Source organism: Friedmanniella luteola (assembly GCF_900105065.1).
GTDB lineage: Bacteria > Actinomycetota > Actinomycetes > Propionibacteriales > Propionibacteriaceae > Microlunatus > Microlunatus luteolus.
Genome location: NZ_LT629749.1, coordinates 2,208,636 through 2,233,642, shown reverse-complemented (window position 1 = coordinate 2,233,642; position 25,007 = coordinate 2,208,636). Strand labels below are relative to the sequence as shown.

Annotated in this window: 23 protein-coding genes; 13 read left to right on the top strand and 10 right to left on the bottom strand. The window is 74.4% G+C overall.

The genetic code is table 11. The features are described from left to right. The first annotated feature begins 82 nt into the window (after nt 1-82). Genes BLT72_RS10635 through BLT72_RS10620 form a run of 4 tightly spaced genes read left to right on the top strand, consistent with a single transcriptional unit; the run spans nt 83 to nt 4,591 of the window. Entirely contained in the window at nt 83-1,600 is a 1,518-nt protein-coding gene (locus BLT72_RS10635; protein WP_231930498.1) for an amidohydrolase, read from the top strand. Continuing rightward, nucleotides 1,585-3,297, top strand: coding sequence for an apolipoprotein N-acyltransferase (gene lnt, locus BLT72_RS10630; RefSeq protein ID WP_231930495.1), 1,713 nt, complete (start codon nt 1,585-1,587; stop codon nt 3,295-3,297). Before BLT72_RS10635 ends, lnt begins: the two co-directional genes overlap by 16 nt. Beyond that, nucleotides 3,294-4,085: a polyprenol monophosphomannose synthase gene (locus tag BLT72_RS10625; protein ID WP_197677271.1), complete on the top strand. Its 792-nt coding sequence runs from the start codon at nt 3,294-3,296 to the stop codon at nt 4,083-4,085. The genes lnt and BLT72_RS10625 overlap by 4 nt, the downstream gene beginning before the upstream one ends. After that, nucleotides 4,082-4,591 carry an FxsA family protein gene (locus tag BLT72_RS10620; RefSeq protein WP_231930493.1) on the top strand — a complete coding sequence of 170 codons (510 nt, stop codon included), beginning with the start codon at nt 4,082-4,084 and terminating at the stop codon, nt 4,589-4,591. Before BLT72_RS10625 ends, BLT72_RS10620 begins: the two co-directional genes overlap by 4 nt. 83 nt (nt 4,592-4,674) lie before the next feature. Here the strand turns inward: BLT72_RS10620 and BLT72_RS10615 are convergent, their stop codons facing one another. The 4 genes from BLT72_RS10615 to BLT72_RS10600 form a co-directional block, all read right to left on the bottom strand. Then, nucleotides 4,675-5,055 carry an RNA polymerase-binding protein RbpA gene (locus BLT72_RS10615; protein ID WP_091412764.1) on the bottom strand — a complete coding sequence of 127 codons (381 nt, stop codon included), beginning with the start codon at nt 5,053-5,055 and terminating at the stop codon, nt 4,675-4,677. Nucleotides 5,056-5,150: 95 nt separating this feature from the next. Beyond that, the gene (locus tag BLT72_RS10610) at nt 5,151-6,503 is read right to left on the bottom strand and encodes an MFS transporter (RefSeq protein WP_091412761.1); all 1,353 of its coding nucleotides are present in this window, start codon (nt 6,501-6,503) and stop codon (nt 5,151-5,153) included. Beyond that, the gene (locus BLT72_RS10605) at nt 6,500-7,282 is read right to left on the bottom strand and encodes a glycerophosphodiester phosphodiesterase family protein (protein WP_091412760.1); all 783 of its coding nucleotides are present in this window, start codon (nt 7,280-7,282) and stop codon (nt 6,500-6,502) included. Before BLT72_RS10605 ends, BLT72_RS10610 begins: the two co-directional genes overlap by 4 nt. Before the next feature lie 58 nt (nt 7,283-7,340). Beyond that, nucleotides 7,341-7,847 (bottom strand): PGPGW domain-containing protein, encoded by a 507-nt coding sequence (locus tag BLT72_RS10600; RefSeq protein ID WP_091412758.1) that lies wholly within the window; start codon nt 7,845-7,847, stop codon nt 7,341-7,343. 138 nt (nt 7,848-7,985) lie between these two features. On the opposite strand from BLT72_RS10600, the gene BLT72_RS10595 reads away from it, so the two are divergent. Both BLT72_RS10595 and pdxY read left to right on the top strand, forming a co-directional pair. Beyond that, the gene (locus BLT72_RS10595; RefSeq protein WP_091412756.1) at nt 7,986-9,284 is read left to right on the top strand and encodes a DICT sensory domain-containing protein; all 1,299 of its coding nucleotides are present in this window, start codon (nt 7,986-7,988) and stop codon (nt 9,282-9,284) included. Between the two features lie 35 nt (nt 9,285-9,319). Continuing rightward, nucleotides 9,320-10,174 carry a pyridoxal kinase PdxY gene (pdxY, locus tag BLT72_RS10590; RefSeq protein WP_197677270.1) on the top strand — a complete coding sequence of 285 codons (855 nt, stop codon included), beginning with the start codon at nt 9,320-9,322 and terminating at the stop codon, nt 10,172-10,174. Nucleotides 10,175-10,497: 323 nt separating this feature from the next. Here pdxY and BLT72_RS10585 read toward each other — a convergent pair whose 3' ends face one another. Next, a complete protein-coding gene (locus tag BLT72_RS10585; protein ID WP_091412754.1) occupies nt 10,498-12,024 on the bottom strand; it encodes a helix-turn-helix domain-containing protein in 1,527 nt (508 codons plus the stop codon). 139 nt (nt 12,025-12,163) lie between these two features. Here BLT72_RS10585 and lpdA point away from each other — a divergent pair, with 139 nt between their 5' ends. Then, complete coding sequence (gene lpdA / locus BLT72_RS10580) at nt 12,164-13,564, top strand: dihydrolipoyl dehydrogenase (RefSeq protein ID WP_091412752.1); 1,401 nt, start codon at nt 12,164-12,166, stop codon at nt 13,562-13,564. 25 nt (nt 13,565-13,589) lie between these two features. Here lpdA and BLT72_RS10575 read toward each other — a convergent pair whose 3' ends face one another. Further along, nucleotides 13,590-14,714 carry a LacI family DNA-binding transcriptional regulator gene (locus tag BLT72_RS10575; RefSeq protein WP_231930491.1) on the bottom strand — a complete coding sequence of 375 codons (1,125 nt, stop codon included), beginning with the start codon at nt 14,712-14,714 and terminating at the stop codon, nt 13,590-13,592. 427 nt (nt 14,715-15,141) lie between these two features. On the opposite strand from BLT72_RS10575, the gene BLT72_RS10570 reads away from it, so the two are divergent. After that, on the top strand, nt 15,142-15,732 hold the full coding sequence (locus BLT72_RS10570) for an HhH-GPD-type base excision DNA repair protein (protein ID WP_091412750.1): 591 nt from the start codon (nt 15,142-15,144) through the stop codon (nt 15,730-15,732). Between the two features lie 17 nt (nt 15,733-15,749). Here the strand turns inward: BLT72_RS10570 and yczR are convergent, their stop codons facing one another. After that, nucleotides 15,750-17,189 (bottom strand): MocR-like transcription factor YczR, encoded by a 1,440-nt coding sequence (yczR, locus tag BLT72_RS10565; protein ID WP_091412748.1) that lies wholly within the window; start codon nt 17,187-17,189, stop codon nt 15,750-15,752. Nucleotides 17,190-17,307: 118 nt separating this feature from the next. On the opposite strand from yczR, the gene yczE reads away from it, so the two are divergent. The 4 genes from yczE to BLT72_RS10545 all read left to right on the top strand — a co-directional run bounded on the left by yczE (nt 17,308) and on the right by BLT72_RS10545 (nt 22,445). After that, nucleotides 17,308-18,033 carry a membrane protein YczE gene (yczE, locus tag BLT72_RS10560; RefSeq protein ID WP_091412746.1) on the top strand — a complete coding sequence of 242 codons (726 nt, stop codon included), beginning with the start codon at nt 17,308-17,310 and terminating at the stop codon, nt 18,031-18,033. Nucleotides 18,034-18,094: 61 nt separating this feature from the next. Then, on the top strand, nt 18,095-18,652 hold the full coding sequence (locus BLT72_RS10555) for a DUF1990 domain-containing protein (protein ID WP_231930489.1): 558 nt from the start codon (nt 18,095-18,097) through the stop codon (nt 18,650-18,652). A 120-nt stretch (nt 18,653-18,772) separates the two neighbouring features. After that, on the top strand, nt 18,773-21,022 hold the full coding sequence (locus tag BLT72_RS10550; RefSeq protein ID WP_231930488.1) for a transglycosylase domain-containing protein: 2,250 nt from the start codon (nt 18,773-18,775) through the stop codon (nt 21,020-21,022). A 97-nt stretch (nt 21,023-21,119) separates the two neighbouring features. After that, on the top strand, nt 21,120-22,445 hold the full coding sequence (locus BLT72_RS10545) for an APC family permease (protein WP_091412742.1): 1,326 nt from the start codon (nt 21,120-21,122) through the stop codon (nt 22,443-22,445). Between the two features lie 122 nt (nt 22,446-22,567). Here the strand turns inward: BLT72_RS10545 and BLT72_RS10540 are convergent, their stop codons facing one another. The 3 genes from BLT72_RS10540 to BLT72_RS22210 form a co-directional block, all read right to left on the bottom strand. Next, a complete protein-coding gene (locus BLT72_RS10540; protein WP_091412740.1) occupies nt 22,568-22,912 on the bottom strand; it encodes an ArsR/SmtB family transcription factor in 345 nt (114 codons plus the stop codon). Then, a complete protein-coding gene (locus BLT72_RS10535; RefSeq protein ID WP_091412738.1) occupies nt 22,909-23,370 on the bottom strand; it encodes an SRPBCC family protein in 462 nt (153 codons plus the stop codon). The genes BLT72_RS10540 and BLT72_RS10535 overlap by 4 nt, the downstream gene beginning before the upstream one ends. A 74-nt stretch (nt 23,371-23,444) precedes the next feature. Next, a complete protein-coding gene (locus BLT72_RS22210) occupies nt 23,445-23,645 on the bottom strand; it encodes a hypothetical protein (RefSeq protein ID WP_157720419.1) in 201 nt (66 codons plus the stop codon). Between the two features lie 90 nt (nt 23,646-23,735). On the opposite strand from BLT72_RS22210, the gene BLT72_RS10530 reads away from it, so the two are divergent. After that, nucleotides 23,736-24,974 carry an MFS transporter gene (locus tag BLT72_RS10530; RefSeq protein ID WP_197677269.1) on the top strand — a complete coding sequence of 413 codons (1,239 nt, stop codon included), beginning with the start codon at nt 23,736-23,738 and terminating at the stop codon, nt 24,972-24,974. Nucleotides 24,975-25,007 lie beyond the last annotated feature (33 nt).

The window sequence follows — 25,007 nt, the reverse complement described above, 5'->3', positions numbered from 1 at the left end:
GCCCGCACCCGAGCACGACGCGCCGCTGGTCCTCACCGGCGGTCGCGTCGTCAGCCCCGCCGTCCCGGGTGCCACCGCGCTGGTGCTGCAGGGCGGGCGGGTCGTCCACGTCGGCGGCGACGACGCGGCCCGCGCTGCCGGCTCCGGCGCGCTCGAGGTCGACCTCGGGGGCCGGCTGGTGACCCCCGCCTTCGTCGACGCCCACGTGCACTGCGTCCAGGTGGGCCAGGTCGCCGACGGCCTCGACCTGCACGACGCCGTCAGCCGGACCGACGTGCTGGAGCGGGTCGCGGCCCACGTCCGGGCCCGGCCGGGGATCCGGGTGGTCGTCGGGCAGGGCTGGGACGAGCGGGCCTGGCCGGAGCCGGTGCCGCCCACGCGGGCGGAGCTGGACCGCGCCGCCCCCGGCGTCGCCGTCTACCTGGCCCGCGTCGACGTCCACTCGGCCCTGGTGTCCAGCGGTCTGCTGGAGCGGCTCCCGGTCCTCGACGGGCTGCCCGGTGCCACGCCGGAGGGCTGGCTGACCCAGGACGCCCACCACGCCTGCCGGGGGGCGATGGACCGGCTGTTCACCGACGCCGAGCGGCGGGCCGCCGTCCGCACGGCTCTCACCGGGGCCGCCGCGCAGGGCGTCGCCTCGGTGCACGAGCTGGGTGGGCCGCACCTCGGCCCGCTGGCCGACCTCGTGCGGGTGGCCGAGGAGGCGGCCGCCGTCGGCGTGCGCGCCGTCACCTACTGGGGCGCGCTGGCCGACGCGGAGTCGCTGGCCGCCGCCCGGGCCGTCGGCGCCGTCGGGCTGGCCGGCGACCTGTGCGTCGACGGGGCCATCGGCTCGCACACCGCCGCCCTGCACGCCCCCTACGCCGACGCCGACACCCAGGGCGTCCGCTACCTCGACGACGACCAGATCACCGCCCACCTCGTCGCCTGCACCCGGGCCGGTCTGCAGGCCGGCTTCCACTGCATCGGCGACCAGGCCGTCGCCTCCGCCGTCGCGGGACTGCGCCGTGCCGCGGACCTCCTCGGCGCCGACGCCGTCCGCGCGGCCCGGCACCGGCTCGAGCACCTCGAGATGGTGGCGGCGGAGGACCTGGCCACCCTGGCCGAGCTCGGGGTGGTCGCCAGCGTCCAGCCCGCCTTCGACGCGGCCTGGGGCGGGCCGGGGGAGCTCTACGAGCAGCGGCTCGGTCGCCGCGCCGCCACCATGAACCCGTTCGGGGACCTCCACCGGGCGGGTGTCGCGCTGGCCCTCGGCACCGACGCGCCGGTCACCCCGCTGGCCGGCTGGGCGACGGTCCGCGCCGCCGTCCAGCACGTCCGCCCCGACCAGCGGCTGCCGCTGGCCGTCGCCTTCGACGCCGCGACCCGCGGGGCGCACCGCGCGGCCCGGGACGACGCCGCCGGGGTGCTGGCCCTGGGCCGGCCGGCCGACGTGGCCGTCTGGGACGTGCCCGCCGAGCTGCTGGACCCGGCGTCCGGGCTGCCGCGGCTGCACGCCGGGGACCCGCTGCCGCGCTGCGTCGCCACGCTGGGGGCCGGTCGCGTGATCCACTCCGACCCGGCGGCGCTGGGTAAACTTCCTCCGTGTCGACGCCCCTGACCCCTGCCCCGCCCGCAGAGGTCACCCCCGCCCCGACGCCCCCGGCCGCCGCCGGCGCGTCCCCGAGCGCCGGCAGCGGGCGGCGCGGACAGCGCTGGCGGGCGCTGGCGGCGCTGGCGTCCGGCGCCCTGCTGGGTCTCGCCTGGCAGCCGTACGGCCTGTGGCCGCTGCTGCTGGTGGGGGTCCCGGCCCTGACGCTGCTGGTCCGGGGCGGCCCGCCGCGCCGGTCCTTCGGGCTCGGCTACCTCTTCGGCCTCGGGCTGCTGGCGGTCAGCATCAGCTGGCTGCACGTCCTCGGGGTCTGGGTCGCCGCCCTGCTGATCCTGTTCGAGGCCCTGTTCTTCGGCGTGCTGGCCGCGGCCCTGACGCTGGTGCTGCGGCTGCGCGCCTGGCCGTTCGCCGCGGCCTGCTGCTGGGTGGCGGTCGAGTTCGCCTACTCCCGCCTCCCGTTCGGCGGCTTCGGCTGGGTGCGGTTGGCCTACGCCGCGGTCGACACCCCGGTCGCCGGCTTCTTCCCCCTCGTCGGCGTGGCCGGCGTGTCGTTCGTCGTCGCCCTCGTCGGGCAGCTGGTCGCCTGGCTGGTGCTGCGGCTGCGGCGGCGCACCCCGACCGCCCCCGCCGCCGCCGGACGACCCCGCCGCGGTCCGCTGCTCGTCGTGGCCGGGTCCCTGGTGCTGCTCGTGGTGGCGGGCACCGCGCTCCGCGGGTTCCAGGTGGAGCCCGCCGCCGGCCTGCAGGGCAGCGTCGACGTCGGGATCGTGCAGGGCAACGTCCCAGGGCGGGGCATCGAGGCCATGGGCCGGGCCCGCTCGGTCACCAACAACCACCTGGCCGAGACCGTCGACCTGATGACCAAGGCCCGCCTCGGGCAGGTCCCGACGCCGGACTTCCTGCTCTGGCCGGAGAACTCCACCGACATCGACCCGACGCTGGACGGCCTCACCCGGCTGACCGTCCAGTCGGCCGCCGAGCTCGCCGGGGTGCCGATCCTCGTCGGCGCCGTGATGCAGGGGCCGGGCCCCGACGAGCGGCAGACGAGCGCGCTGTGGTGGGACTCCCGGGCCGGGATCCTCGCCCGCTACGACAAGCGCGACCTCGTGCCGTTCGGCGAGTGGATCCCGTTCCGGGACCAGCTGCTGCCGCTGGTGCCGATCCTGGCCCAGGTGGGCGCCCAGTCGGTGCCGGGCACCACCCCCGGCGTCCTCGACGTCCAGGTCGACGGCCGGCCGCTGAAGGTGGGCGACGTGATCTGCTTCGAGCTCGCCTACGACGCCACCGTGTACGAGACCCTCACCCACGGGGCCCAGGTGTCGGTGGTGCAGAGCAACAACGCCACCTACGGCGGCACCGGGCAGATCGAGCAGCAGTTCGCGATCACCCGGGCCCGGGCGATGGAGTCCCGCCGCGAGATCGCCGTGGCGACCACCAACAGCGTCTCCGGCTTCATCGACCGCGACGGCCGGGTGGTCACCCGGACCACCGAGTTCACCGCGGACGACCGCGTCGTCACCATGCCGCTGCGCACCCACCTGACGCCCGCCGTGCTCGTCGCGCCGTGGGTGGACCGCGGCCTGACCCTGCTGGCCGTGCTGGCCTGCGCGCTGGCCCTGGTCGGTGCCCGCTCGCGCCGGCCCCGCACCGATCCCGTCGGCCCCGCCCGGGCGCCGGCACCGACGAACGGAAGAGACCTGACGTGAGCGAGTCGACGGCGACGCCCGCCGCCCCCCGGGGGGACGAACGGACCCTGGTGATCATCCCCACCTACGACGAGCTCCAGAACCTGCCGCTCATCGTGGCCCGGGTCCGGGCCAGCGTGCCGGACGCGCACGTGCTGGTCGCCGACGACAACTCCCCGGACGGCACCGGCGAGCTCGCCGACCGGCTGGCCGCCGAGGACGACCACGTGCACGTCCTGCACCGGACCGGCAAGGAGGGTCTCGGTGCCGCCTACCTGGCCGGCTTCAGCTGGGGCCTGGACGCCGGCTACGACGTGCTCGTCGAGATGGACGCCGACGGCTCCCACCAGCCCGAGCAGCTGCCTCGGCTGCTGACCGCGCTCGCCGGCGCCGACCTGGTGCTCGGCTCGCGCTGGGTGACCGGCGGCACGGTGGTGAACTGGCCGCTGTCCCGCAAGGTGCTCTCCCGCGGGGGCAACCTCTGGACACGGCTCATGCTGGGCCTCCCGCTCAAGGACGCGACCGGCGGCTTCCGGGCGTTCCGTGCTGCGACGCTGCGGGGGCTGGAGCTGGACGGGGTCGTCTCGGCCGGCTACTGCTTCCAGGTGGACCTGGCCTGGCGGGCCCTCAAGGCCGGCTTCCGGGTCGTCGAGGTGCCGATCACGTTCATCGAGCGTGAGCACGGCGTCAGCAAGATGAGCCAGCGGATCGTCGTCGAGGCGCTGCTGCTGACCACCCTGTGGGGCATCAGGCACCGGGCGGGCCAGCTGTCGGCCCTGCGCCGCCGCGTGCCGGCGGTGTCGCGGTGAGGCTCCGCGGCGGTCTGCCGCTGGTGGTCTTCCTCGTGCTGCTGGTGGCGGTGCCGATCTTCGAGGTGTGGCTGCTGCTGCAGGTCGCCGACCAGATCGGCGCCCTGGCGACGCTCGGGATCCTCGTCGCCGAGGCCGTCCTCGGCGCCTGGCTCATGCGGCGCGAGGGTGGTCGGGCGTGGACGGCGCTGACCGACGCGTTCCAGACCGGCCGGGTGCCCAGCGGTGAGCTGGCCGACGCCGCCCTGGTGCTGGTCGGCGGGCTGCTGCTGATGCTGCCCGGGTTCGCGACCGACATCGTCGGGTTCCTGTTCCTGCTGCCGCTGACCCGGCCGGCCGCGCGCAAGCTGGTCGCCTTCTTCATCGCCCGACGGCTGAGCCGGCTGGGCGTGCCGTCGGGGGCGGTCGGCCCCTCCGGGACGGTGATCCCGGGTGAGACCGTCCCCGACCCGGCGCCCGGACCGGGCGGACCGACCATCATCCGTGGCGAGGTCACCGACCGCTGAGACGACAGGACCGCCCCGCGCGGTCCGACCGGCTGGTCGGCCGCACGGGGCGGTCCTGGGTGTCTGCTGGCCCGCCCCGAGGGTCAGGCGGTCTTCTTCGAGGGGGCGGTCCGCGACCAGGCCGTCGAACCCAGCTCGCCGGCGCGGAGCAGGGTCAGCCGCTCGGCCAGCAGGTCCTCGAGCTCGGCGATGGAGCGACGCTCGCGCAGCATGTCCCAGTGGGTGCGGACGGCCTTCTCCTCCTTGGCCTCCGGGCGCTGCCCGTCGGACCGCAGGGACTCGGCGCCGCAGCGCGGGCACTCCCACAGGGCGGGGATCTCGGCCTCGGCCGAGAACACGAGCGTGAAGTGGTGCTGACGCGAGCAGTCGTACCCGACCTCCTGCCGCGCCGCGAACTCGACGCCGGCCTCGTCCTCGAAGCTCTTGGCTCCCAGACCGGTGCCCCGCAGTGAACGATCAGCCATGACATACCTCCGTCTAGACGTCTGACGCTTGTTTCCCCGCTCATCTACAACTCACGGCTCCACCGGAATGTTCCGGTCACGGCACGCGCCCCCGTCTAGCTCGACCCGGCGCTGGGCCCGCTCGTCAGCCGTGGGGGAGAGGCCACCCGTGACAGGGCGATCGCTCCGGCCAGCAGGACCAGCGCTATGCCCACGATACCCACGCGGTCGGAGAACAATCCGGAGAACAGGGCGAACAGGCCGGGGGCGAGGAAGGAGGCGGCCCGCCCGGTGGTGGCGTACAGGCCGAACATCTCGCCCTCCCGCCCGGGCGGCGCGACCCGGGCCAGGAACGAGCGCGAGCTGGCCTGCGCCGGCCCGACCCACAGGCAGAGCAGCAGCCCGAAGATCCAGAACATGGTGGGCCCGGAGGCGAACAGCAGCACGGTGCAGGAGACCAGCAGGCCGACCAGCGAGACCATGATGATCCTCTTCGGCCCCACCCGGTCCTCGACGACGCCCAGGGCCAGCGCGCCCAGCGCCGCCACCACGTTGGCCGCGACGCCGAACACGAGCACGGTGGACTGGTCGAGGCCGTAGACGCTGACGGCGAGGATGGCGCCGAAGGTGAACACCGCGGCCAGCCCGTCGCGGTACAGCGCCGAGGCGAGCAGGAACCAGACGGCGTTGCGGTCGCGGGCGAAGAGCCGTCGCACGTCCTGGACCAGCAACCGGTAGGACTGCGGGATCGACACCCGCCGGCTGGGCGGGCCCGGCGGGAGCTCGGGCACCGCGACCAGCACGGGCAGCGCGAAGACCGCGAACCAGACCGCCGAGAAGACGGCGACGACGCGGATGTTCAGCCCGCCCTCCGAGGTCACGCCGAACCAGCCGACGTCGGGGGCGATGAAGCCGACGTAGCAGATCAGCAGCAGGAAGATGCCGCCGAAGTAGCCCATCGACCAGCCGAAGCCGGACACCCGGCCGAGGGTGGCCGGTGTCGAGACCTGCGGCAGCATCGCGTTGTAGGAGACGCCGGCGAACTCCTGGAACACCGCGCCGGCGGCCAGCAGCACGAGCGCCGTGTACAGGTAGGCCGGCTCGTCGCGCACCGTGAACAGCCCGAGCATCGTGACGACGACCAGCCCGGTCCAGAGCGCGAGGTTGCGCCGCCGGTGGCCGCCGGCGTCGGAGCGCTGCCCGGTGATGGGCGCGATCAGCGCCACCAGCAGGCCGGCGACGAACCCGGACAGGCCCAGCCAGGTGTTGGCCGACCAGCCGCCCGGTTCGGCGTCGCCGACCACCCCGCGGACCACGTACGGCCCGAAGACGAAGGAGGTGATGACGGCGTTGTACGCCGCCGAGCCCCAGTCCCACAGGCCCCAGGCGAGCACCACCCGCCGGCGCACCGCCGACGGCCCGGACCGGGCCGGGGCCGTCGGCGAGGGGCCCGTCGTCGCGGCGCTCACGTCCAGCGCCCGTGCGCGGTCAGCACGTCCTTCAGCGTGTCCACCCGGTCGGTGAAGATGCCGTCCACCCCCTGCTCCAGGAGCCACTCCATCAGCGGCGCGTCGTCGACGGTCCAGACGTGGACCTGCTTGCCCGCCCGGTGCGCGGCGCGGACCAGGGCCGGGGTCAGCAGCATGACCTCCCGGCCCCCCAGCAGGTGCCGGACCGGGATCTGCAGCGCCGGCGCGGAGGTGTTGAGCACCCGCGTCAGCCAGGGCAGGAAGCGGTTGGCCGCGACGCCGGCCGCGCTGGCCGAGGAGGCGACGCGGTGGCCCAGCCGGCGTCGGAGGCGGTGCAGCCGCGCGACCCCGAAGGAGCTGACGCAGACCCGGTCCCAGGCTTCGTGCTCGTCGACGGTGTCCGCGAGCAGGTCCACGGCCCCCGGCGACTTCGCGTCGATGTTGAAGCGGGCGTCCGGGAACGAGGTCAGCAGGTCCGCCAGCCGGGGGATCGGGTCCCGGCCGTGGATGCGGGCCTCGGCCACCTCGGCCCAGGGCAGGGTGGCCAGCACGCCGGAGCGGTCGGTGACGCGGTCCAGCCGGTCGTCGTGGAAGGCCAGCAGGACGCCGTCGGCCGTGGCGTGCACGTCGGTCTCGAAGTAGCGGTAGCCGAGCGCCGCGGCCTGCTCGAAGGCGTGCAGGGTGTTCTCGCGGTGCAGGTTGGGCGGGTAGTGGGCGCCGCCGCGGTGCGCGAAGGCCAGGAACGGGGCGCGGAAGAACGCGTAGTCGTCGGCCCTCATGGGGTCATCGAAGCACGCGCGGGCGCCGGCGGGGCCTCGACACCAGGAGCGGTACCGGTCAGAGACCGGGCAGCCGGGCCAGCACGCCCTCGACGGAGCCCGGCAGCCAGGTCGGCGGTCCGAGCGTCAGCAGGTAGGCGTAGCCGACGAGCCCGCAGCAGGCGAAGAAGACGGCGAAGGCGGCGGTCTGGCGGGGACGCGACCAGGAGCGGAAGCGGTGCAGCTGGGCCTTGAACACCCCCATCAGCCGCTCCGCCCAGACGAACTCGCTGGCCATCACCGCCAGGCCCAGCAGCACGAGCGGGATGCCGCCGGGACCGGGCAGCGGACCGCTGATGAAGCCGAGGACGACCAGCAGGGTGCCCGCGATGCCGACGCAGAAGCGGTAGACCCGGAGCTGGTGGGGGCTCTGCCGGATCTTGGCGCGCCAGCGCCAGCGGTCCTCGGGGGAGTCGCGCAGGATGTGGTGGCTGCCGTGCGCCCCGTCCAGGTGGACGGGCTCCTCCGGGGCGGCGGGCCGGGGGCGGACGTCGGGCGGCGAAGGCTGCTCGACGTCGGGCGACATGCCGCCACCCTAAGGTCCTCGGGCAAACCCGGTCCGCCCGATCCCGGATTCTCAGCGACACCACAGCCGCCCCGGCCGGCACCGGTGTGCCGGCCGACCCGGGCGCACCGGTGCGGGGGCCGTGCATAGCCTGACGTCGTGCTCGACGACCACGGTGCGGTGCCCCGGGACGACCGGCAGCGCCCCGACGCGGTGCTGGGGGACCGTCCCGTCGACCCGGTGCTGGAGGGCCTCTTCCGGCACGGCCGGCTGCAGGTCACCCAGACCCCGCTCGTCGAGATCGCCAGCGGCCGCCCGGTGGCCGTGCGGCTGCTCACGCACGGTCCGGCCGAGGACGCCGACGCCGCTCCCGCCCGGGTCCGCGCGCTGGTCGCGGCGTCGGACCAGCTCGCCTTCCTCGACGAGGCCGCCCGCGCGCGAGCGCTGGCCGAGGCCCGGCTGGCCCCCCTGCTGCCCCAGGCGCCCCTCGTCCTCGACGCCCACCTGGCCTCGTTCAGCCAGCTCGCCCGCAACGCCGACCCCACCCCGGTCGTCCTGGTGGTGGACAGCACCGACGCGGTCGAGCGGCCGGCGGAGATGCTCCGGCTGGTCGCCGCGGCCCGCGCGCAGGGGTGGGAGGTCGGGCTGCGCGAGGTGGGCGGCACGCCGGCCAGCCTGGCCGCCGTCTCGGTCATCGAGCCGGCCCTGGTGGTGCTCAGCCGCCGCGTGCTGGACGAGCCCACCAGCCGGCTGAGCGTCGAGACCATCCAGGCGACGACGGCGTTCTGCCACTCCTCGGGTGCGGTGGTGGCGGCCGAGGACGTCGCCGACGCGGGCTCCGAGGCGGCGGCGGTCGCCGCGGGGGCTACCCTGGCCTGCGGGTCCCGCTACCACGGCCGCGCCCGCCGCTCGCGGCTCCGTCCCGCGGAGGAGGTGCTGCGGATGTTCAGCCCGCCGCTGCCGGTGGCGCACCACAGCCCGTTCGAGCTGGCCGCCCGCCGGCACCCCGCCCGCCGGGCGACGAAGCCGGTGCTGGTGGCGCTCAGCAAGCGCCTGGAGGCGACGGCCGGTCCGTCCGGCACCTCCAGCCTGGTGCTGGCGGCGTTCCAGACGGCGTCGCAGTTCACGCCGGACACCCAGCGGCGCTACCGGGAGCTCGCCCGGACCAGCACCCTGGTGATGGCGGCGGCGCAGGGGCTGCACCACACCGACGTGCCGGGGGTCTCGGTCACCTCGCTCGACCCCTCGGACCCCCTCGTGCACGAGTGGAACGTGCTGGTCCTCGCGCCCACGATGTCGGTCATGCTGGCGGCCTCGGACCTGCGGACCCCGGTCCGGCACCAGCGGGACCGCGAGTTCGACTACATCCTCACCTACGACCGCGACCTGGTGGCGCACGCCGCCCGCAGCATGCTGAGCCGGCTGACGCACCGGGCGGCGCCGCTCACCGAGGCCTGACGGCCGGGGCGCGGCGGTGCGCGATGATGGCGGCCGTGACCACCATCTTGTCCATCCAGTCCTCGGTGGCCTACGGGCACGTCGGCAACAGCGCCGCCACCTTCCCGCTGATGCGGATGGGCGTCGAGGTGTGGCCCGTGCTCACCGTCCACTTCTCCAACCACACCGGCTACCCCGGCTGGCGCGGTCCGCTGCTCCGGGCCGAGGACGTCGCCGAGGTGATCCGGGGGATCGACGAGCGCGGCGTGCTCGACCGCTGCGACGCCGTGCTCTCGGGCTACCAGGGCGGGGCTGACGTCGGGGCGGTGATCCTGGACGCGGTGGACCTGGTCCGGTCCCGCAACCCCGCGGCCCTCTACTGCTGCGACCCGGTGCTCGGCGACGTCGGCCGGGGGGTCTACGTCCGCGACGGCATCCCCGAGCTGATGCGGGACCGGGTGGTCCCCGCGGCGCAGCTGATCACCCCGAACCAGTTCGAGCTGGAGCTGCTCACCGGCCTGGGCACGTCGACCCTGCCGGAGGTGCTGGCCGCCGCCGCCGCCGCCCGCGCGCTGGGTCCGGACATCGTGCTGGTCACCAGCGTCGTCCACACCGAGGCGGCACCCGGCACCATCGCCATGGTGGCCGTCTCCGGGGAGGGTGCCTGGCAGGTGACCACGCCGCTGCTGCCGCGCACCTTCACCGGCGCCGGCGACCTCACCGCCGCGACCTTCCTGGCCAGCTACCTGCGCACCCGTGACGTCGCCGCCTCGGTCGCGCGCACGGCCGCCGTCGTGCACGGCGTCCTCGACGTCACCGTCCGCTCCGGCCAGGCCGAGCTGCAGCTCGTCGCCGGTCAGGACGAGATCGCCGCCCCCAGCCGGACGTTCGAGGCGACGCGGCTGCGCTGAGGTCGCCGGGGAGGTGGGAGGGGCACCTCCGTGCCCGGGCACCCTCTGCACGTCGAGGCACTCTCTCGAGAGGGTGCCTCGACGACACGAAGGTGCCCGGTCGTGGCGGGAGCGCACAACACCCCTCGGACGACCGATCGCCCCGATCGAGCGGGGGGACCGGGAGCCGAGGGGTGACGTGCTGCGGATCCCGACCGGCACCGGATCGCGCGCCGCCGTCTGGACGACCGGAGCGAGCAGACACGTTCTTCGTCTGCGAGCGCAGGGAGGAAGACGGCGGGCCCGAGCGCGATCTGCGACCGAGCGGAGCGAGGTCCGACAGCTCAGTCCCGGAAGACCTCGATGTTCGCGCCGAGGGCGTTGAGGCGGTTGGCGAGGTCCTCGTAGCCGCGGTTGATCACGTAGACGTCCCGCAGGACCGACTCACCGCGCGCGGCGAGCATGCCGAGCAGGATGCAGACGGCGGGCCGCAGGGCCGGCGGGCAGACCACCTGGGTGCCGCGCCAGCGCGTCGGGCCCTCGACGATCACCCGGTGCGGGTCGAGGAGCTGCACGCGCGCGCCGAGCCGGTTGAGCTCGGTGAGGTAGATGGCGCGGTTCTCGTAGACCCAGTCGTGGATGATCGTCTTGCCCTCGGCCGTGGCCGCGATGACCGCGAAGAAGGGCAGGTTGTCGATGTTCAGCCCGGGGAACGGCATCGGGTGGATCTTGTCGATCGGCGAGCGCAGCGTCGAGGGCCGCACCGTCAGGTCGACCAGCCGGGTGTGGCCGTTGTCGGCGACGTACTCCTCGCTGAGGGTGAAGTCGAGGCCCATCTCCTCCAGGATCGCCAGCTCGATCTCGAGGAACTCGATCGGCGCCCGCTCGATGGTGAGCTCGGACTGGGTGACGATCGCCGCGGTGAGCAGGCTCATCGCCTCGATCGGGTCCTCCGACGGGGCGAACTCGACGTCGGCGTTGATGCTCTCGACGCCGTGCACGCGCAGGGTCGTGGTGCCGATGCCGTCGATCTCCACGCCCAGGTGGGTCAGGAAGACGCAGAGGTCCTGGACCATGTAGTTCGGGCTGGCGTTCCGCAGCACGGTGACGCCGGGGGACAGCGCGGCCGCGAGCAGGGCGTTCTCGGTGACGGTGTCGCCGCGCTCGGTCAGGGTGACCGGCCGGGTCGGCTCGACCGACTCGTCGACGTCGCACTGGTAGAAGCCCTCGGTCGGCACCACGTCGAGGCCGAAGCGGCGGAGCACCTGCAGGTGCGGCTCGATGGTGCGGGCGCCGAGGTCGCAGCCGCCGGCGTAGGGCAGCTGGAAGCTGGGGTAGGAGTGCAGCAGCGGGCCGAGGAACATGATCACGCTGCGGGTCCGGCGGGCGGCCTCGACGTCCATGGCCGCGAGGTCCAGCTCGTCCGGCCGGACCAGCTCGAGGTCGCTGCCGCCGTTCAGCCAGGTCGCCCGCACGCCGATGCTGGTCAGCACCTCGACGATCCGGTTGACCTCCTCGATCCGGGCGATGCCGCGGATGACGGTGCGGCCGCGGTTGATGAGGCTGGCGCAGAGGAGCGCGACGGCCGCGTTCTTGGACGAGCGGACGGCGATGCGGCCGGAGAGCTTGACCCCGCCCTGCACGCGCAGGTGCAGCGGGCCGTTCGGGCCGACGGTGATGAGGGGGGACTCGAGCGCCTCGGCGATGCGGTTCACCATGTCCAGGCTGAGGTTCTGGTTGCCGGCCTCGATGCGGTGCACGGCACTCTGACTGGTCCCGAGCACGTCGGCCAACTGGGTCTGGGTGAGCCCCCGGTGCTTGCGGGCGTCGCGGATGAGCCCGCCGATCCGGTCGGCGTAGGTGTCAGTCACGCGGAGGACAATAACTCACATGTGAGATTTGTTCCGGATCTTCGGTGTGTCCTGGCCCACGAGACCGCCGGGTTGCGCCGTGAGCGATCGCCGGCGGTCGGTTCGCCCGAGCTCACCCGCCGCCCCTAGAGTTGAGGTCATGACCGATCACTATGACGTCGTCGTGCTGGGTGCGGGACCCGGCGGCTACGTGGCCGCTGTCCGCGCCGCCCAGCTGGGGCTGTCGACCGCCATCATCGAGCTCAAGTACTGGGGCGGGGTGTGCAACAACGTCGGCTGCATCCCCACGAAGTCGCTGCTGCGCAACGCCGAGATCGCCCACATCTTCAACCACGAGGCGAAGACGTTCGGCATCAGCGGGGACGTGACCTTCGACTTCGGGGCCGCCTTCAAGCGCAGCCGGAGCGTGGCCGACCGGATGGCCAAGGGCGTCCACTTCCTGATGAAGAAGAACAAGATCACCGAGATCGACGGCTGGGCGACGTTCACCGGCGACCACGACGTCAGCGTCGAGGGCCCGGGCGGCACCACCACCCAGGTGAGCTTCGACAACCTGATCATCGCCGCCGGCGCCACCACCCGGCTGCTGCCGGGCACCGAGGTCACCGACCGCGTCGTGACGTACGAGGAGCAGATCCTCACCGGCGAGCTGCCCGAGTCGATCATCATCGCGGGCTCCGGCGCCATCGGCACCGAGTTCGCCTACGTGCTCGCCAACTACGGCGTCCAGGTGACGATCGTGGAGTTCCTCGACCGGATGCTCCCGCTCGAGGACCCCGAGGTCTCCGCCGAGCTGCAGAAGCACTACAAGAAGCTGGGCGTCACGCTGATGACCAGCACCAAGGTCGAGAAGATCGACGACTCGGGCGACAAGGTCAAGGTCACCGTCTCCCCGGCGGCGGGCGGCGACGCGACGGTGCTGGAGGCCGACAAGGTCATGCAGGCCATCGGCTTCGCCCCGCGGACCACCGGCTACGGCCTGGAGAAGACGGGCGTCCAGCTCACCGAACGCGGCGCCATCGCCATCGACGACCACATGCGCACCAACGTGCCGCACATCTACGCCATCGGCGACGTGACGGCCAAGCTGCTGCTGGCCCACACCGCGGAGGCGCAGGGCATCGTGGCGGCCGAGACCATCGCGGGCGCCGAGACCATGCCGATCAACTACGACATGATCCCGCGGGCCACCTACTGCCAGCCGCAGGTCGCGTCCTTCGGCTACACCGAGGCGCAGGCGAAGGACAAGGGCTACGACGTCAAGGTGTCGAAGTTCCCGTTCACCGCGAACGGCAAGGCGCACGGGCTCGGCGAGGCCGTCGGCTTCGTCAAGCTGATCGCCGACAGTGCCCACAACGAGATCCTCGGCGTGCACATGATCGGCCCGGACGTCACGGAGCTGCTGCCGGAGCTGACGCTGGCCCAGCTGTGGGACCTGACGGCCGACGAGGTCGCCCGGAACATCCACGCCCACCCGACCCTGTCGGAGGCACTGCTCGAGGCCGCGCACGGCATCTCGGGCCACATGATCAACCTCTGAGGACCGAGCACGGCCGACCGAGCGGTCAGGCGGTCGCCCGCAGCACGAGCCGGGTCTGCAGCACGCAGGCCCGGCTCTCGGGTTCCCGGCCCGCGAGCAGTCCCAGCAGCATCTCGGTCATCCGGGCGCCCATGGCCGTCGAGGGCTGGCTGACGGTGCTCAGCGGCAGGTCGCCCGAGATGGCGGCCGGGCTGTCGTCGTAGCCGACCACCGCGACGTCGCCGGGCACGTCGAGCCCCCGCTCGGTCAGCACCGTGAGCGCGCCGCGGGCCATCAGGTCGTTGGCCACGAAGACGGCGTCGAGATCGGGCACCCGCGCGAGCAGGTCCCGCATCGCGGCGGCCCCGCCGGCCGTCGTGAAGTCGCCCGACACCACCGCGTCCGGAGGCCGTCCGGCCGTCTCCAGCACCTGCCGCCAGCCCGCGAGCCGGTCGACGGCGGCGGGCATGTCGAGGGGACCGGTCACCGTGCCGATCCGACGCCGTCCCAGGCCGACCAGGTGCGCCGCGGCCAGCCGGGCGCCCCCGACGTTGTCGACGTCGACGCTGTAGCAGGGGTCGAGGTCCGGTACGGCCGGTCGGCCGCCGAAGACGACGGGCAGGCTGGCGTTGATGTCGCGGAGATCGGTGTTGGTGGGGTGGTGGGACACCACGAGGGCGCCGTCGACGTTCCCGCCCTGCAGGTAGCGGCGGGTCTTCCCGCCGGCGCCGTCGCGGGCCACCAGCAGGTTGAGCACGTAGTCGCTGGACTCGAGCGCGCCGGTGATGCCCTGCACGATGGACGCGAAGTACGGGTCGCCGAAGAAGCGGGTCGCGTCCTCCGGCACCAGCAGCGCGATGGCGTAGGTGTGCCGGCCGGCGAGCGAGCGGGCGGCCCGGTTGGGCACGTAGTTGAGGTCGTCGATGGCCCGCTGCACGGCGGCGGCGACCTCCGGCCGGACGTTGGGGGAGCGGTTGACGACCCGCGACACGGTCGAGCGGCTGACACCGGAGGCCGCCGCCACCATCTCCAGGGTGGGCTGCCCCCGGACCGGCCGGACGCCGCCGTCCAGCGTCGCGTCCGCGGGCGCCGTCCGCGACCCGTCGTCCCGGGGGGCGCCGCTGTCGGCGCCCGGGGCCGCGTCGCGCGACGAGGCGGTGCCCGTGGACATGGCGGTCACGCTACACCGCGACCCGCCCCTGGTCAGGGCGTTCACCCGCCGCCCGCGAGCCGGTCACCGACCCGCCCGGGGGCCGACGTCTCAAGGCCGGCGACCTGCCCGAGAAGGTGCTGGTGCACCACCAGCCGGCGCCCTCGATCGTCCGCCGCGAGCGGGACCTGCGCGACCACCGCGGGGTGGCGCTCGTGAAGTCGGTCGACGGCATCGGCGTGCGCGCGGCGAAGGAGGCCACCTACCGCGCGGTGGACCGGACCGCCCGGGCACGTGCACGCCGGCTTCAAGCTCTTCTGCACCGAGGACGCCGAGGCCGGACCGCTGATGACCCCCGAGCAGGTGCTGGCGCTGCGGCCACGACCGGAGTACGTCCTCTACGAGTGAGGCGCTGGCGGCTCCGGTCCCGCCGCACCAGACTGGGCGCATGAGCTCCCGCCGCATCTGGCTGACCGGCGACCCGGCCGCCGACGACCTGCTGACCACCGACGACAACGCCCTGCTGCTGGGCATGGTGCTGGACCAGCAGGTGCCGATGGAGAAGGCCTTCGCCGGGCCGGCGGTGATCGCGCAGCGGATGGGCGGCCGGCTTGACGTGGCCGCCATCGCCGCGATGGAGGAGGACGCGTTCGTCGCGCTCTGCTCGGAGCGCCCGGCGGTGCACCGGTTCCCGGGCGCGATGGCCAAGCGGGTGCGGCAGGTCTGCCAGGTGCTGGTGGAGCAGTTCGAGGGCGACGCGGGCAACGTCTGGCGGGGCGCGACGACCGGGGCCGAGCTGAAGCGGGCGATCACCGCCCTGCCCGGCTTCGGGCCGGAGAAGGCGACCATCTTCGTCGCGGTGCTGGCGAAGCAGCGGGGCGTGCAGCCTCCCGGCTGGCAGGAGGCGGCGGGCGACTTCGGGCAGGACGGTCACCGCTCGGTCGCCGACGTCGTCGACGAGGAGTCCCTCGCCAAGGTGCGGGAGAGCAAGCGGGCGGTCAAGGCGGCGAAGAGGCAGGCGGCGGCCTCGGCCGGCTGAGCCGGGCGGCCGTCCGCTCAGGCGCTGAGCTCCAGCGGCGGCAGGCTCGGGGCGCTGGTGCCGGCGTCCTCCACCGCGGACCAGGCCCGCACCAGCCGCTGGACGGCGTCGTCCAGCACCTCCGGTGCGGCCGCGAACGGCAGCCGCACCCGGCGTTCGCCGCCGGCACCGGGGTAGGAGCGCGGCCCGGCGGTGAGCAGCAGGCCCTGCCGTTCCGCCGCCGCCGCCAACCGGCTGGAGGACTCGGTCGGCAGCTCGAGCCACAGGCTCAAGCCGCCGGCGGGCACCCGGCAGCGCCAGCCGGGCAGGTGCTCGGCCAGCTGCTGCACCAGCCGGTCGCGCTGCTCGCGCAGCCGTCGGCGCTGGTCGGCCAGCACGGGTCCGGGGTCCTCGAGCAGGCCGGCGACGGCCAGCTGCTCCAACGGCGCGGTGCCCAGGTCGAGGGTCGCCCGGTTCTCCACGAGCGTCCGGACGAGGTCGCGCGGTGCGCGCAGCCAGCCGACCCGCAGCCCGCCCCAGAACGCCTTGCTGGCCGAGCCGAGGGTGACGGCGTCGGGCAGGTGGGCGGCCAGCGGCAGCCGGGGCGGCTGGCCGTCCAGCCGGACCTCCACCAGGGTCTCGTCCACGACGGCGACCGTCCGGTTGCGGCGCAGCGACCCGGCGAGCTCGGGACGCACCTCCTCCGCCATCCAGTGGCCGGTCGGGTTGTGGAACTCGGGGATCAGGTAGGCCGCCCGCGGGGCGGTCTGGCGGACCGTGGCGTCGAAGCCCGCCGGGTCCCAGCCGTCGGGGCCGAGCGGGTAGGGCAGCAGCCGGGCTCCGCGCCGGCGCAGGGCCTCCAGCGCGTTCCCGTAGCTGGGGGCCTCGACCAGCACCCGGTCACCCGGCCCGAGCAGCGCCGCCGCGACGACGTTGAGCGCGGCCAGCGCCCCGCTGGTCACCACGACCTGCGCGGGGTCGGTGGGCAGCCCGCGGGCGCCGTACCAGGCGGCGATCCGCTCCCGCAGGACCGGCAGCCCGTCGGCGGAGTACCCGTGGCTGCGGAGCAGGCCGGGCAGCTGCTCGACGGCGCCGGCGTAGGCCTCGGCCACCCCCGCCGGGGCGGCGGGCGCCCCGAAGGTGAGGTTGAGCGTCCCGGCGTCCGCCAGCCCCACGCCGGGCAGCCCGCCCAGCGCCCGGCCGGGCGGGACGACGACGAAGTTGCCGGCCCCCTGCCGGGACCGGAGGTAGCCGGCCGTCCCGAGGTGCGCATAGGCGGCGGTGACCGTGGAGCGGCTCAGCGCCAGGGTGCGGGCGAGCTCGCGCTCGCTGGGCAGCCGGGTGCCGACGGCCAGCCGGCCGTCCACCACGAGGAAGCGGATCCGCTCCGCGAGGTCGCGGTAGGCGGGGGAGCGGAGGCGGTCCGCCCCCACCAGGTCGCGCAGACCGGCCGCGGACAGCCAGCGGGTGGTGGTCATGGTGCTCCTCAAGTGGACTGCTAGGACCGTACCAATCGGCTCTGCTCGACGGAAGAGCAGGCCAGTGGTCCGCAATTGGCCCTGGCGAAGGGTCGCCGGAGCCCGGCACGATGGACGGGTGACGTCGTCCAGCCCTTCCTCCCCGCTCACCTCCCTCGGGCCCCTCGAGCAGCTCCGCGCCGGCCGGCTGGGCCGCCGGATCCCGCAGCTCCTCGTCGGGCTGGCCCTCTACGGGTTCTCGATGGCGATGATGCTGCGCTCGGACCTCGGGCTGGCCCCCTGGGACGTGCTGACCGAGGGCCTCTCGCTCCGGCTGCCGCTCAGCTTCGGGACCATCACCGTCCTCGTGAGCGCCCTGGTGCTGCTGATGTGGGTGCCCCTGCGGCAGCGCCCGGGCCTGGGCACCGTCGCCAACGTGTTCGTCGTCGGGATCGCCGTCGACCTCGGGCTCGCCGCGCTGCGCACGCCGTCGTCGCTGGTGCTCCAGGTGCTGCTGCTGATCGGCGGCCTGGTGGCCAACGGCCTGGCCGGTGCGGTGTACATGGGCAGCCAGCTGGGACCCGGGCCCCGCGACGGTCTGATGACGGGTCTGGCCCGGCGAACCGGCGGGAGCCTGCGGCTGGTCCGCACCGGGATCGAGGTCGTGGTGCTCGGCATCGGGTTCCTGCTGGGCGGCACCGTCGGCGTCGGGACCGTGCTGTACGCCGTCGGGATCGGGCCGCTCACCCAGCGGTTCCTGCCCCTCGTCGCCGTGCGGCTGGAGGCCCGGCCGACGGCCCCGCGGACCGCGGCACCGTCGACCCCTGCGCCGCAGTCCGCGCCGGCGTCCACGCCCGGCGCCTGACCGGGAGGCGCGCCCGTGGCAGGATCGCGGGCGTCGAGCGGCCGGGGGAGGGAACGAGAGCGTGGTGGAGCTGTTGGCGCCGGGGGCGGCGCTGGCCCTGCAGACCGCCCCGCTCACCTACCCCGAGATCGGTGCCACGCGGGGCCCCCTGCCCGCCGGCTACCACCACCAGCACGTGTCGGCCCGGGTGGGCACCGGCCGGGCGGCGTTCGAGGCGGCCGCCGAGACGCTGCTGACCTGGGGCATGCACGAGGGGGCCGGGCTCACTGCCCGGGTGTCGGACCGGCGGGTGCGGACGGGCACCGTCGCGGAGCTGCGGCTGGGGCTGGGCCCCCTGGGGCTGCGGATCCCGGTCCGGGTGCTCGAGGTGGTCGAGGACGAGCAGCGCCGCGGCTTCGTCTACGGCACCCTGCCCGGTCATCCCGAGCGCGGGGAGGAGTCGTTCGCGGTCGAGCTGGCCGCGGACGGCGCCGTCTTCTTCGACCTCGTCGCCTTCTCGCGCGGGGGACGCTGGTTCACCGTGCTGGGCGCGCCGGTCGCGCGGGCGGGGCAGTACCTCGTCACCGAGCGCTACCTCGACGCCGTCCGGACCGCCGCCCAGGACGCCGGGCCAGGCTGAGCGGGACGGCTCGGGCGGGGCCCGTCCGGCGCTCCAACGCCTGGTCAGCGCCGTTCGTTCCCGGTGTGAGAAGCCCCGCAGGGCCTGGGTTCCCGGCCTGGCCGCTCCTACCCTCGGAGGGTGCCCGCCTCCTCCTCGCGACCCCGCCGCCGGACCACCGCGGCCCTCGTCTTCGTCGCGGTGAGCGCCGTCGCCGGGCTGCTGGCGGCCGGTCTGGTGCTGCCCGCCGTCGCTGCGGCGACCTGGGCGACCTCGGCCGCGTCGGACGAGCTGGCGACCCTGCCGGTGGCGTTCGACGCCCCGGCCCAGTCCCAGCGCAGCCGGGTGCTGGACGCCGACGGCGACGTGCTGGCCACCTTCTACGCCGAGAACCGGGTCTACGTCGGGCTCGACCAGATCGCGCCGGTGATGCGCGAGGCGATCATCTCGATCGAGGACCACCGGTTCTACGAGCACGGCCCCATCGACCCGATCGGCACGCTGCGCGCGTTCCTGCGCAACCAGGCCGCCGACGACGTGACGCAGGGCGGCTCGAGCATCACCCAGCAGTACGTGAAGATGGTCCAGGTCGAGGAGGCGGCGAAGGCGGGCGACGCGCAGGCCGTCGAGGACGCCCGGGCCGGCACCTACAGCCGCAAGATCAAGGAGCTCCGCTACGCCATCTCGGTGGAGCAGAACCTCAGCAAGGACGAGATCCTCGAGCGCTACCTCAACATCGCCTACTACGGCGACGGCGCGTACGGCGTGGAGGCCGCGGCCGAGCACTACTTCGGCACCACCGCCGCGGAGCTGACGCTGGCCCAGGCGGCGCTGCTCGCCGGCCTGGTGCAGAACCCGACGGCCTACAACCCGGTGGAGAACGAGGCCGCCGGCCTGCAGCGCCGTGACGTCGTGCTCGCCCGGATGGCCGAGCTGGGCACGGTCAGCCAGGCGCAGGTGGCGAAGGCCGAGAAGACCGGCTTCGACGAGGACGACGTCGTGACCACCCCCAGCGGCTGCACCACCAGCGCGTTCCCCTTCCTCTGCGACTACGTCCTCAAGACCCTGCTGCAGACCCCCAGCCTGGGGGCCACGCCCGACGAGCGCGAGCAGGCGGTGCTCCGGGGTGGTCTGACCATCCGCACCGCCCTCGACCCGGCGACGCAGAGGACCACCCAGGAGGCCGTCAGCGCCGTGGTCGGCCCGACCGACCCGCTGATCTCGGTGATGGACATGGTGGAGCCCGGCACCGGGCGGGTGCTGGCCATGGCGCAGAGCCGGCCGGTGATGGGCGCGGACGCCGACGCGGGGGAGACCTACTGGAACTACTCGGTGCCGCCGTCGCTGGGCGGGGCCCAGGGCTTCCAGGCCGGCTCCACCTTCAAGGCCTTCACCGCCGCCGCCGCGCTGGAGGACGGGCTGCCGTTGTCCACGCGGTACGACGCCCGGCGCACCATCGACTTCTCGGGAGCCAGCTTCGCGAGCTGCGAGGGCACCCGCCGGGTCGGCGGGGAGTGGGAGGTCAGCAACTCCACCGGCACCAACGGGGTGATGGACATGCGGCTCGCGGCGCAGCGCTCCGTCAACACCTACTTCGTGCAGCTGGCCCTCGACGTCGGGCTGTGCGACGTGACGCGGATGGCCGAGAAGCTCGGCGTGCAGAGCAGCACGCCCGGTGCCCCGGTCAGCTCCTACGACGACAAGCCGTCGTTCACCCTGGGCACCGTCGAGGTCGACCCGCTCTCGATGGCCACGGCCTACGCCACCTTCGCCTCCGGCGGCGTCCACTGCGACCCGGTCGTGCTCGACTCGGTGACCGACGCCGCGGGCGCCCCCTTGGCCGTGCCGGACGGGAACTGCACCCGGGTGCTGAGCGAGGGCGTCGCCGACGCGATGAACTCGCTCCTGGCCGGGGTGATGACCCAGGGCACCGGCGCCCGGGTGGCGACCAGCGACGGCCGGCCCCAGGCGGGCAAGACCGGCACCATCGACAGCAACGCCGCCACCTGGTTCGTCGGCTACACGCCCGAGGCGGCCGGCGCGGCCATGATCTCTGTCGACAACGCGCGCGCGCCGTTCGTCGCCGGCGAGGCGGGCTCGCGCCGCTCGGGGCTGAAGGACTACGTGGTGCCCTCGACCGGGGACCGGCTGGAGGGCTCCGGCAGCGGGGACGCGGGCGTGCGGATCTGGAAGCCCGCGATGGAGGCCTACCTCGGGGACGTCCCGGCGACCGCCTTCGACGCCCCGCCCGCCGCCCTCGTCGACGGCGGCGGCACCACCCGGCCGGGCGCCGGCTCGGGGTTCGGGAACCGGTGGGGCCAGCAGGCCCCCGGCGCCCAGGTCCCTAGTCAGCAGGGGCCGGGTCAGGATCAGCGCGGCCGGGGCCGCTGAGCGGGGTCCGCAGGGTTGGGCGCCGCGTCCCCGGGTACCGGGGGTGGAGCCCGCGCTGTTGACGGCGTGGGCTGATCCCTCCAGCGACAGGCACCCCATGGCGACCCAGCTCCAGCCCGGCACGACGACGGGGGAGTCGAAGCTCCGGCAGAGCATCACCGGACCCCTGCTCTTCGTCTTCATCCTCGGCGACGTGCTCGGCGCCGGCATCTACGCGCTGATGGGCGTGCTGTCCCAGGAGGTCGGCGGCGCGCTGTGGCTGCCGCTGGCGGTGGCCCTGCTGCTCGCGCTGCTGACCGCCGGCTCCTACGCGGAGCTGGTGACGAAGTACCCGCGGGCCGGGGGAGCCGCGATCTTCGCCGAGCGCGCCTTCCGGAACCCGCTGGTCGCGTTCCTGGTCGGCTTCGCCATGCTGGCGGCCGGGGTCACCAGCGCCGCCGGCCTGGCCCTGGCGTTCGCGGGGGACTACCTCGGGACCTTCCTCGACGTGCCCGCCGTGCCGGCCGCCGTCGTGTTCCTCGGCCTGGTCGCGCTGCTCAACGCGCGCGGGATCGCCGAGTCGCTGCGGACCAACCTCGTGATGACCGTGGTCGAGGTCAGCGGGCTGCTGATCGTCATCGTGACGGTGGCGGTGCTGCTGGGCCGCGGCGGCGGCGACGTCGGCCGGGTCACCGAGTTCCCGGCCGGCGTCAGCCCGGCCGCGGCGACCCTGGGGGCCGCGGTGATCGCCTACTACTCCTTCGTCGGCTTCGAGACCTCCGCCAACGTCGCGGAGGAGGTCCGCGACCCCAGCCGCGCCTACCCGCGGGCGCTGTTCGGCGCCCTGGTCACCGCGGGCGTCGTCTACGTGCTCGTCGGCCTGGCCAGCTCGATCGCCCTGCCGGCGGCCGAGCTGTCCGCCTCGAGCGGCCCGCTGCTGGCCGTCGTCCAGGCCACCGGCGTCGGCATCCCGGCCTGGGTGTTCAGCCTGATCGCCCTGGTCGCCGTGGCCAACGGCGCGCTGCTCACCATGATCATGGCCAGCCGGGTGACCTACGGGATGGCCGAGCAGGGGCTGCTGCCCGGCGTCCTCGCCCGCGTCCTGCCGGGCCGCCGGACGCCGGCGGTCGCGATCGTGGCCACCACGGTGCTGGCCATGCTGCTGACGCTGGTCGGCGACCTGTCGGTGCTCGCCAGCACCGTCGTGCTGCTCCTGCTGTTCGTCTTCATCAGCACCAACGTCGCCGTCCTGGTGCTGCGCCGCGACCGCGTCGAGCACGCGCACTTCCGGGTGCCGGCCGTCGTCCCGGTGCTCGGCGTGGCGTCGTGCGTCCTGCTGCTGACGCGCCAGGAGGGCACGGTCTGGCTGTACGGCCTCGGGCTGCTCGCCGTCGGCGTCGCGCTGTACGGCCTGACACGGCTGAGCGGACGTCGGGTGAGCTGACCTCACCGGCCCTCCCGACACCCCCCGGTGCCAGTCCGATAAGCGACATTATGTCAGATAGGCCGGAGCGGACCGCGATCCTGGGCAGATCTCCACCATCCCGCGTCCCTCCCTCTGCCTCGTCAGTCCTGCTGGCGCCGGATCGTCTCGGCGATCCGCTTGATCCGCTGCAACCGGGCGTCCCACGCCGACCCGACCGAGGACAGCTGGGCCACGGCCCGGGTCAGCTGGGCGTCGTCCACCCGGTACCGCTTCTCCCGCCCGGCCGGCGTGGCCCGCACCAGGCCGACGCGGTCCAGCACGCCGAGGTGCTTGGCCACGGCCTGGCGGGTGACGGGCAGCTGGTGGCCGAGCGAGGTCGCCGTCCCGCCACCCTCGACCAGCAGCAGGTCGAGCAGCCGGCGCCGGGTCGGGTCGCCGATGGCGGACCACAGGTCGTCGTCGACCTCTTCGACGACCGCGCTCACGCGGGCACCCCGAGGGTCGCCACGTAGGGCGCCAGCCGGGGCAGGTAGAAGTCCCAGCCGGTGACGTGCTCGCGGTACTGCTGCTCGAGGACGGCCGCCTCCCAGCCCAGGGCGCGGAAACCGGTCTCGGTCATCGTGAGCAGGGTCCCCACCCCGGACGGCACCAGGTCGAAGGTGACCAGGAGCGAGTTGCCCTCGCGGGCCGGTTCGCCCGCCGGGTGCGTCCAGCGGAACGCGAACCGCCGCGGCGGCTCGACCTCGACGACGGTGAACGCGACGACCGTCCCGCCGGTCTGCTCCTCGCCGAAGACGATCTCCCCCACCGCGCCGGGCACCGGCGCGTAGCGGGCGTCGTCCGGCCACCAGGCCCGGAGGTGCTCGGGGCTGCTCACCACCCCGAAGACGACCTCCGGCGACGCCTCGACGTAGATCTCGCGCTCGATGCTGCCCAGCTCCATGCCGACCTCCTGCAACTAGTGGTTGCAGAAAAGCCTAGGACGACGTCAGAAAATACGCAACCATCAGTTGCGCGTCAGCTCCGGCGGCGGCCGACCAGCAGGTAGACGAGGTGGTTGCCGGTGTTCAGTGCGGTCAGCACCCGCCACAGGGTCGGGCTGCCGCGCAGGTCGGCCCGGTCACGGCGGGCGATGTCGCGCCAGACCAGCGCCGTCAGCACCGCGTGGGCCGCGAGCGCCGGCAGGACCGTCCGCGTCCGGCGGTCGTGGGTCGTCATGCCTCACCCTGGCGCACCGGACCGGGCGACGTCCAGCGGCCGGGCGACTCTGATTCGATCCAGCGCGCCGTTCTCCCTAGGCTGTCGCCGGTGACGAACCCGCGGCCGGCTCCTCGAGCCCGACGGGCCCGCGCCGCCACCGGCGCCCTCTTCCTCACCAACGGCGCGCTCTTCGCGAACCTGGTGCCGCGCTATCCCGAGATCAAGGCCGAGCTCGCGCTGAGCAACGCGCAGTTCGGCCTGGCGGTGGCCGGGTTCCCGATCGGGGGGATGGTCGCCGGGCTCGCCGCCGGCGCGCTGATCCGGCGGCTCGGCTCCGACCGGCTGGCGGTCGGCGCGACCGTCGTGGCCGCCCTGGGCCAGCTGGCGGCGGGCGTCGCCCCCGTCGGCATCCTGCTGGCCGCCGGGCTGCTCCTCGCCGGCGCGATGGACGCGCTGGCCGACGTGGCCCAGAACTCCCAGGGCCTGCGGGTGCAGAGGCGGTACGGCCGCTCCATCCTCAACTCGCTGCACGCCATCTGGAGCGTCGGCGCCGTGGTGGGCGGTGCCCTCGGCGCACTGGCGGCGGAGGCGGCGCTCCCCCGCGGGCTGCATCTGGGGGCCTCCGCCCTGGTCTTCGGCACCGTGGCGGCGTTGGCGTTCCGCTGGCTGCTGCACGACGACGAGCCCGTCGAGCCGGCGCCCCCGCCCGTCGCCCCCGCGCCGGGCCGGCGCCCGACCTCCGGCCGGCTCCGGCTCTACGGCGTGCTGGCGGCCCTCGTCCTGGTCGGGGGCGCGGGCGGCGTCATCGAGGACTCCGGCAGCTCCTGGTCGGCGATCTACCTGACCGACGCGCTCGGGACCTCGGCGTTCGTCGCCGGCACGGGCTTCATCGCCCTGCAGGGGATGCAGTGCCTCGGCCGCTTCCTGGGCGACCCGCTCGTGGACCGGTTCGGGCAACGGGCGGTGGCACGGACGGGTGGGCTGGTCGCCCTGGTGGGGATGGGAGCGGCCCTCCTCGTCCCGACGGTGCCCGGTACGGTCGTCGGGTTCGGGCTCGCCGGGCTCGGCATCGCCACCCTGATCCCGGCCGCGATGCACGGGGCCGACGCGCTGCCCGGGCTGGCGCCGGGCACGGGGCTCACCGTCGTGAGCTGGCTGCTGCGGCTCGGCTTCCTGCTCTCCCCGCCCGTCGTCGGGGCGGTGGCGGACGCGGCCTCGCTGCGGGTCGGGCTGCTCGTCGTACCGCTGGCCGGCCTGGTGGTGGTCGCCGCCGCCGGCGTGCTGAGCGGGCGCTCCCACCGGACGTCGGTCCCGGTGCCCGAGCCGGCGACCGTCACCACCCGCTGAGCGCGGGACGCGCTCCTGGGAGCTCGTGCCGCC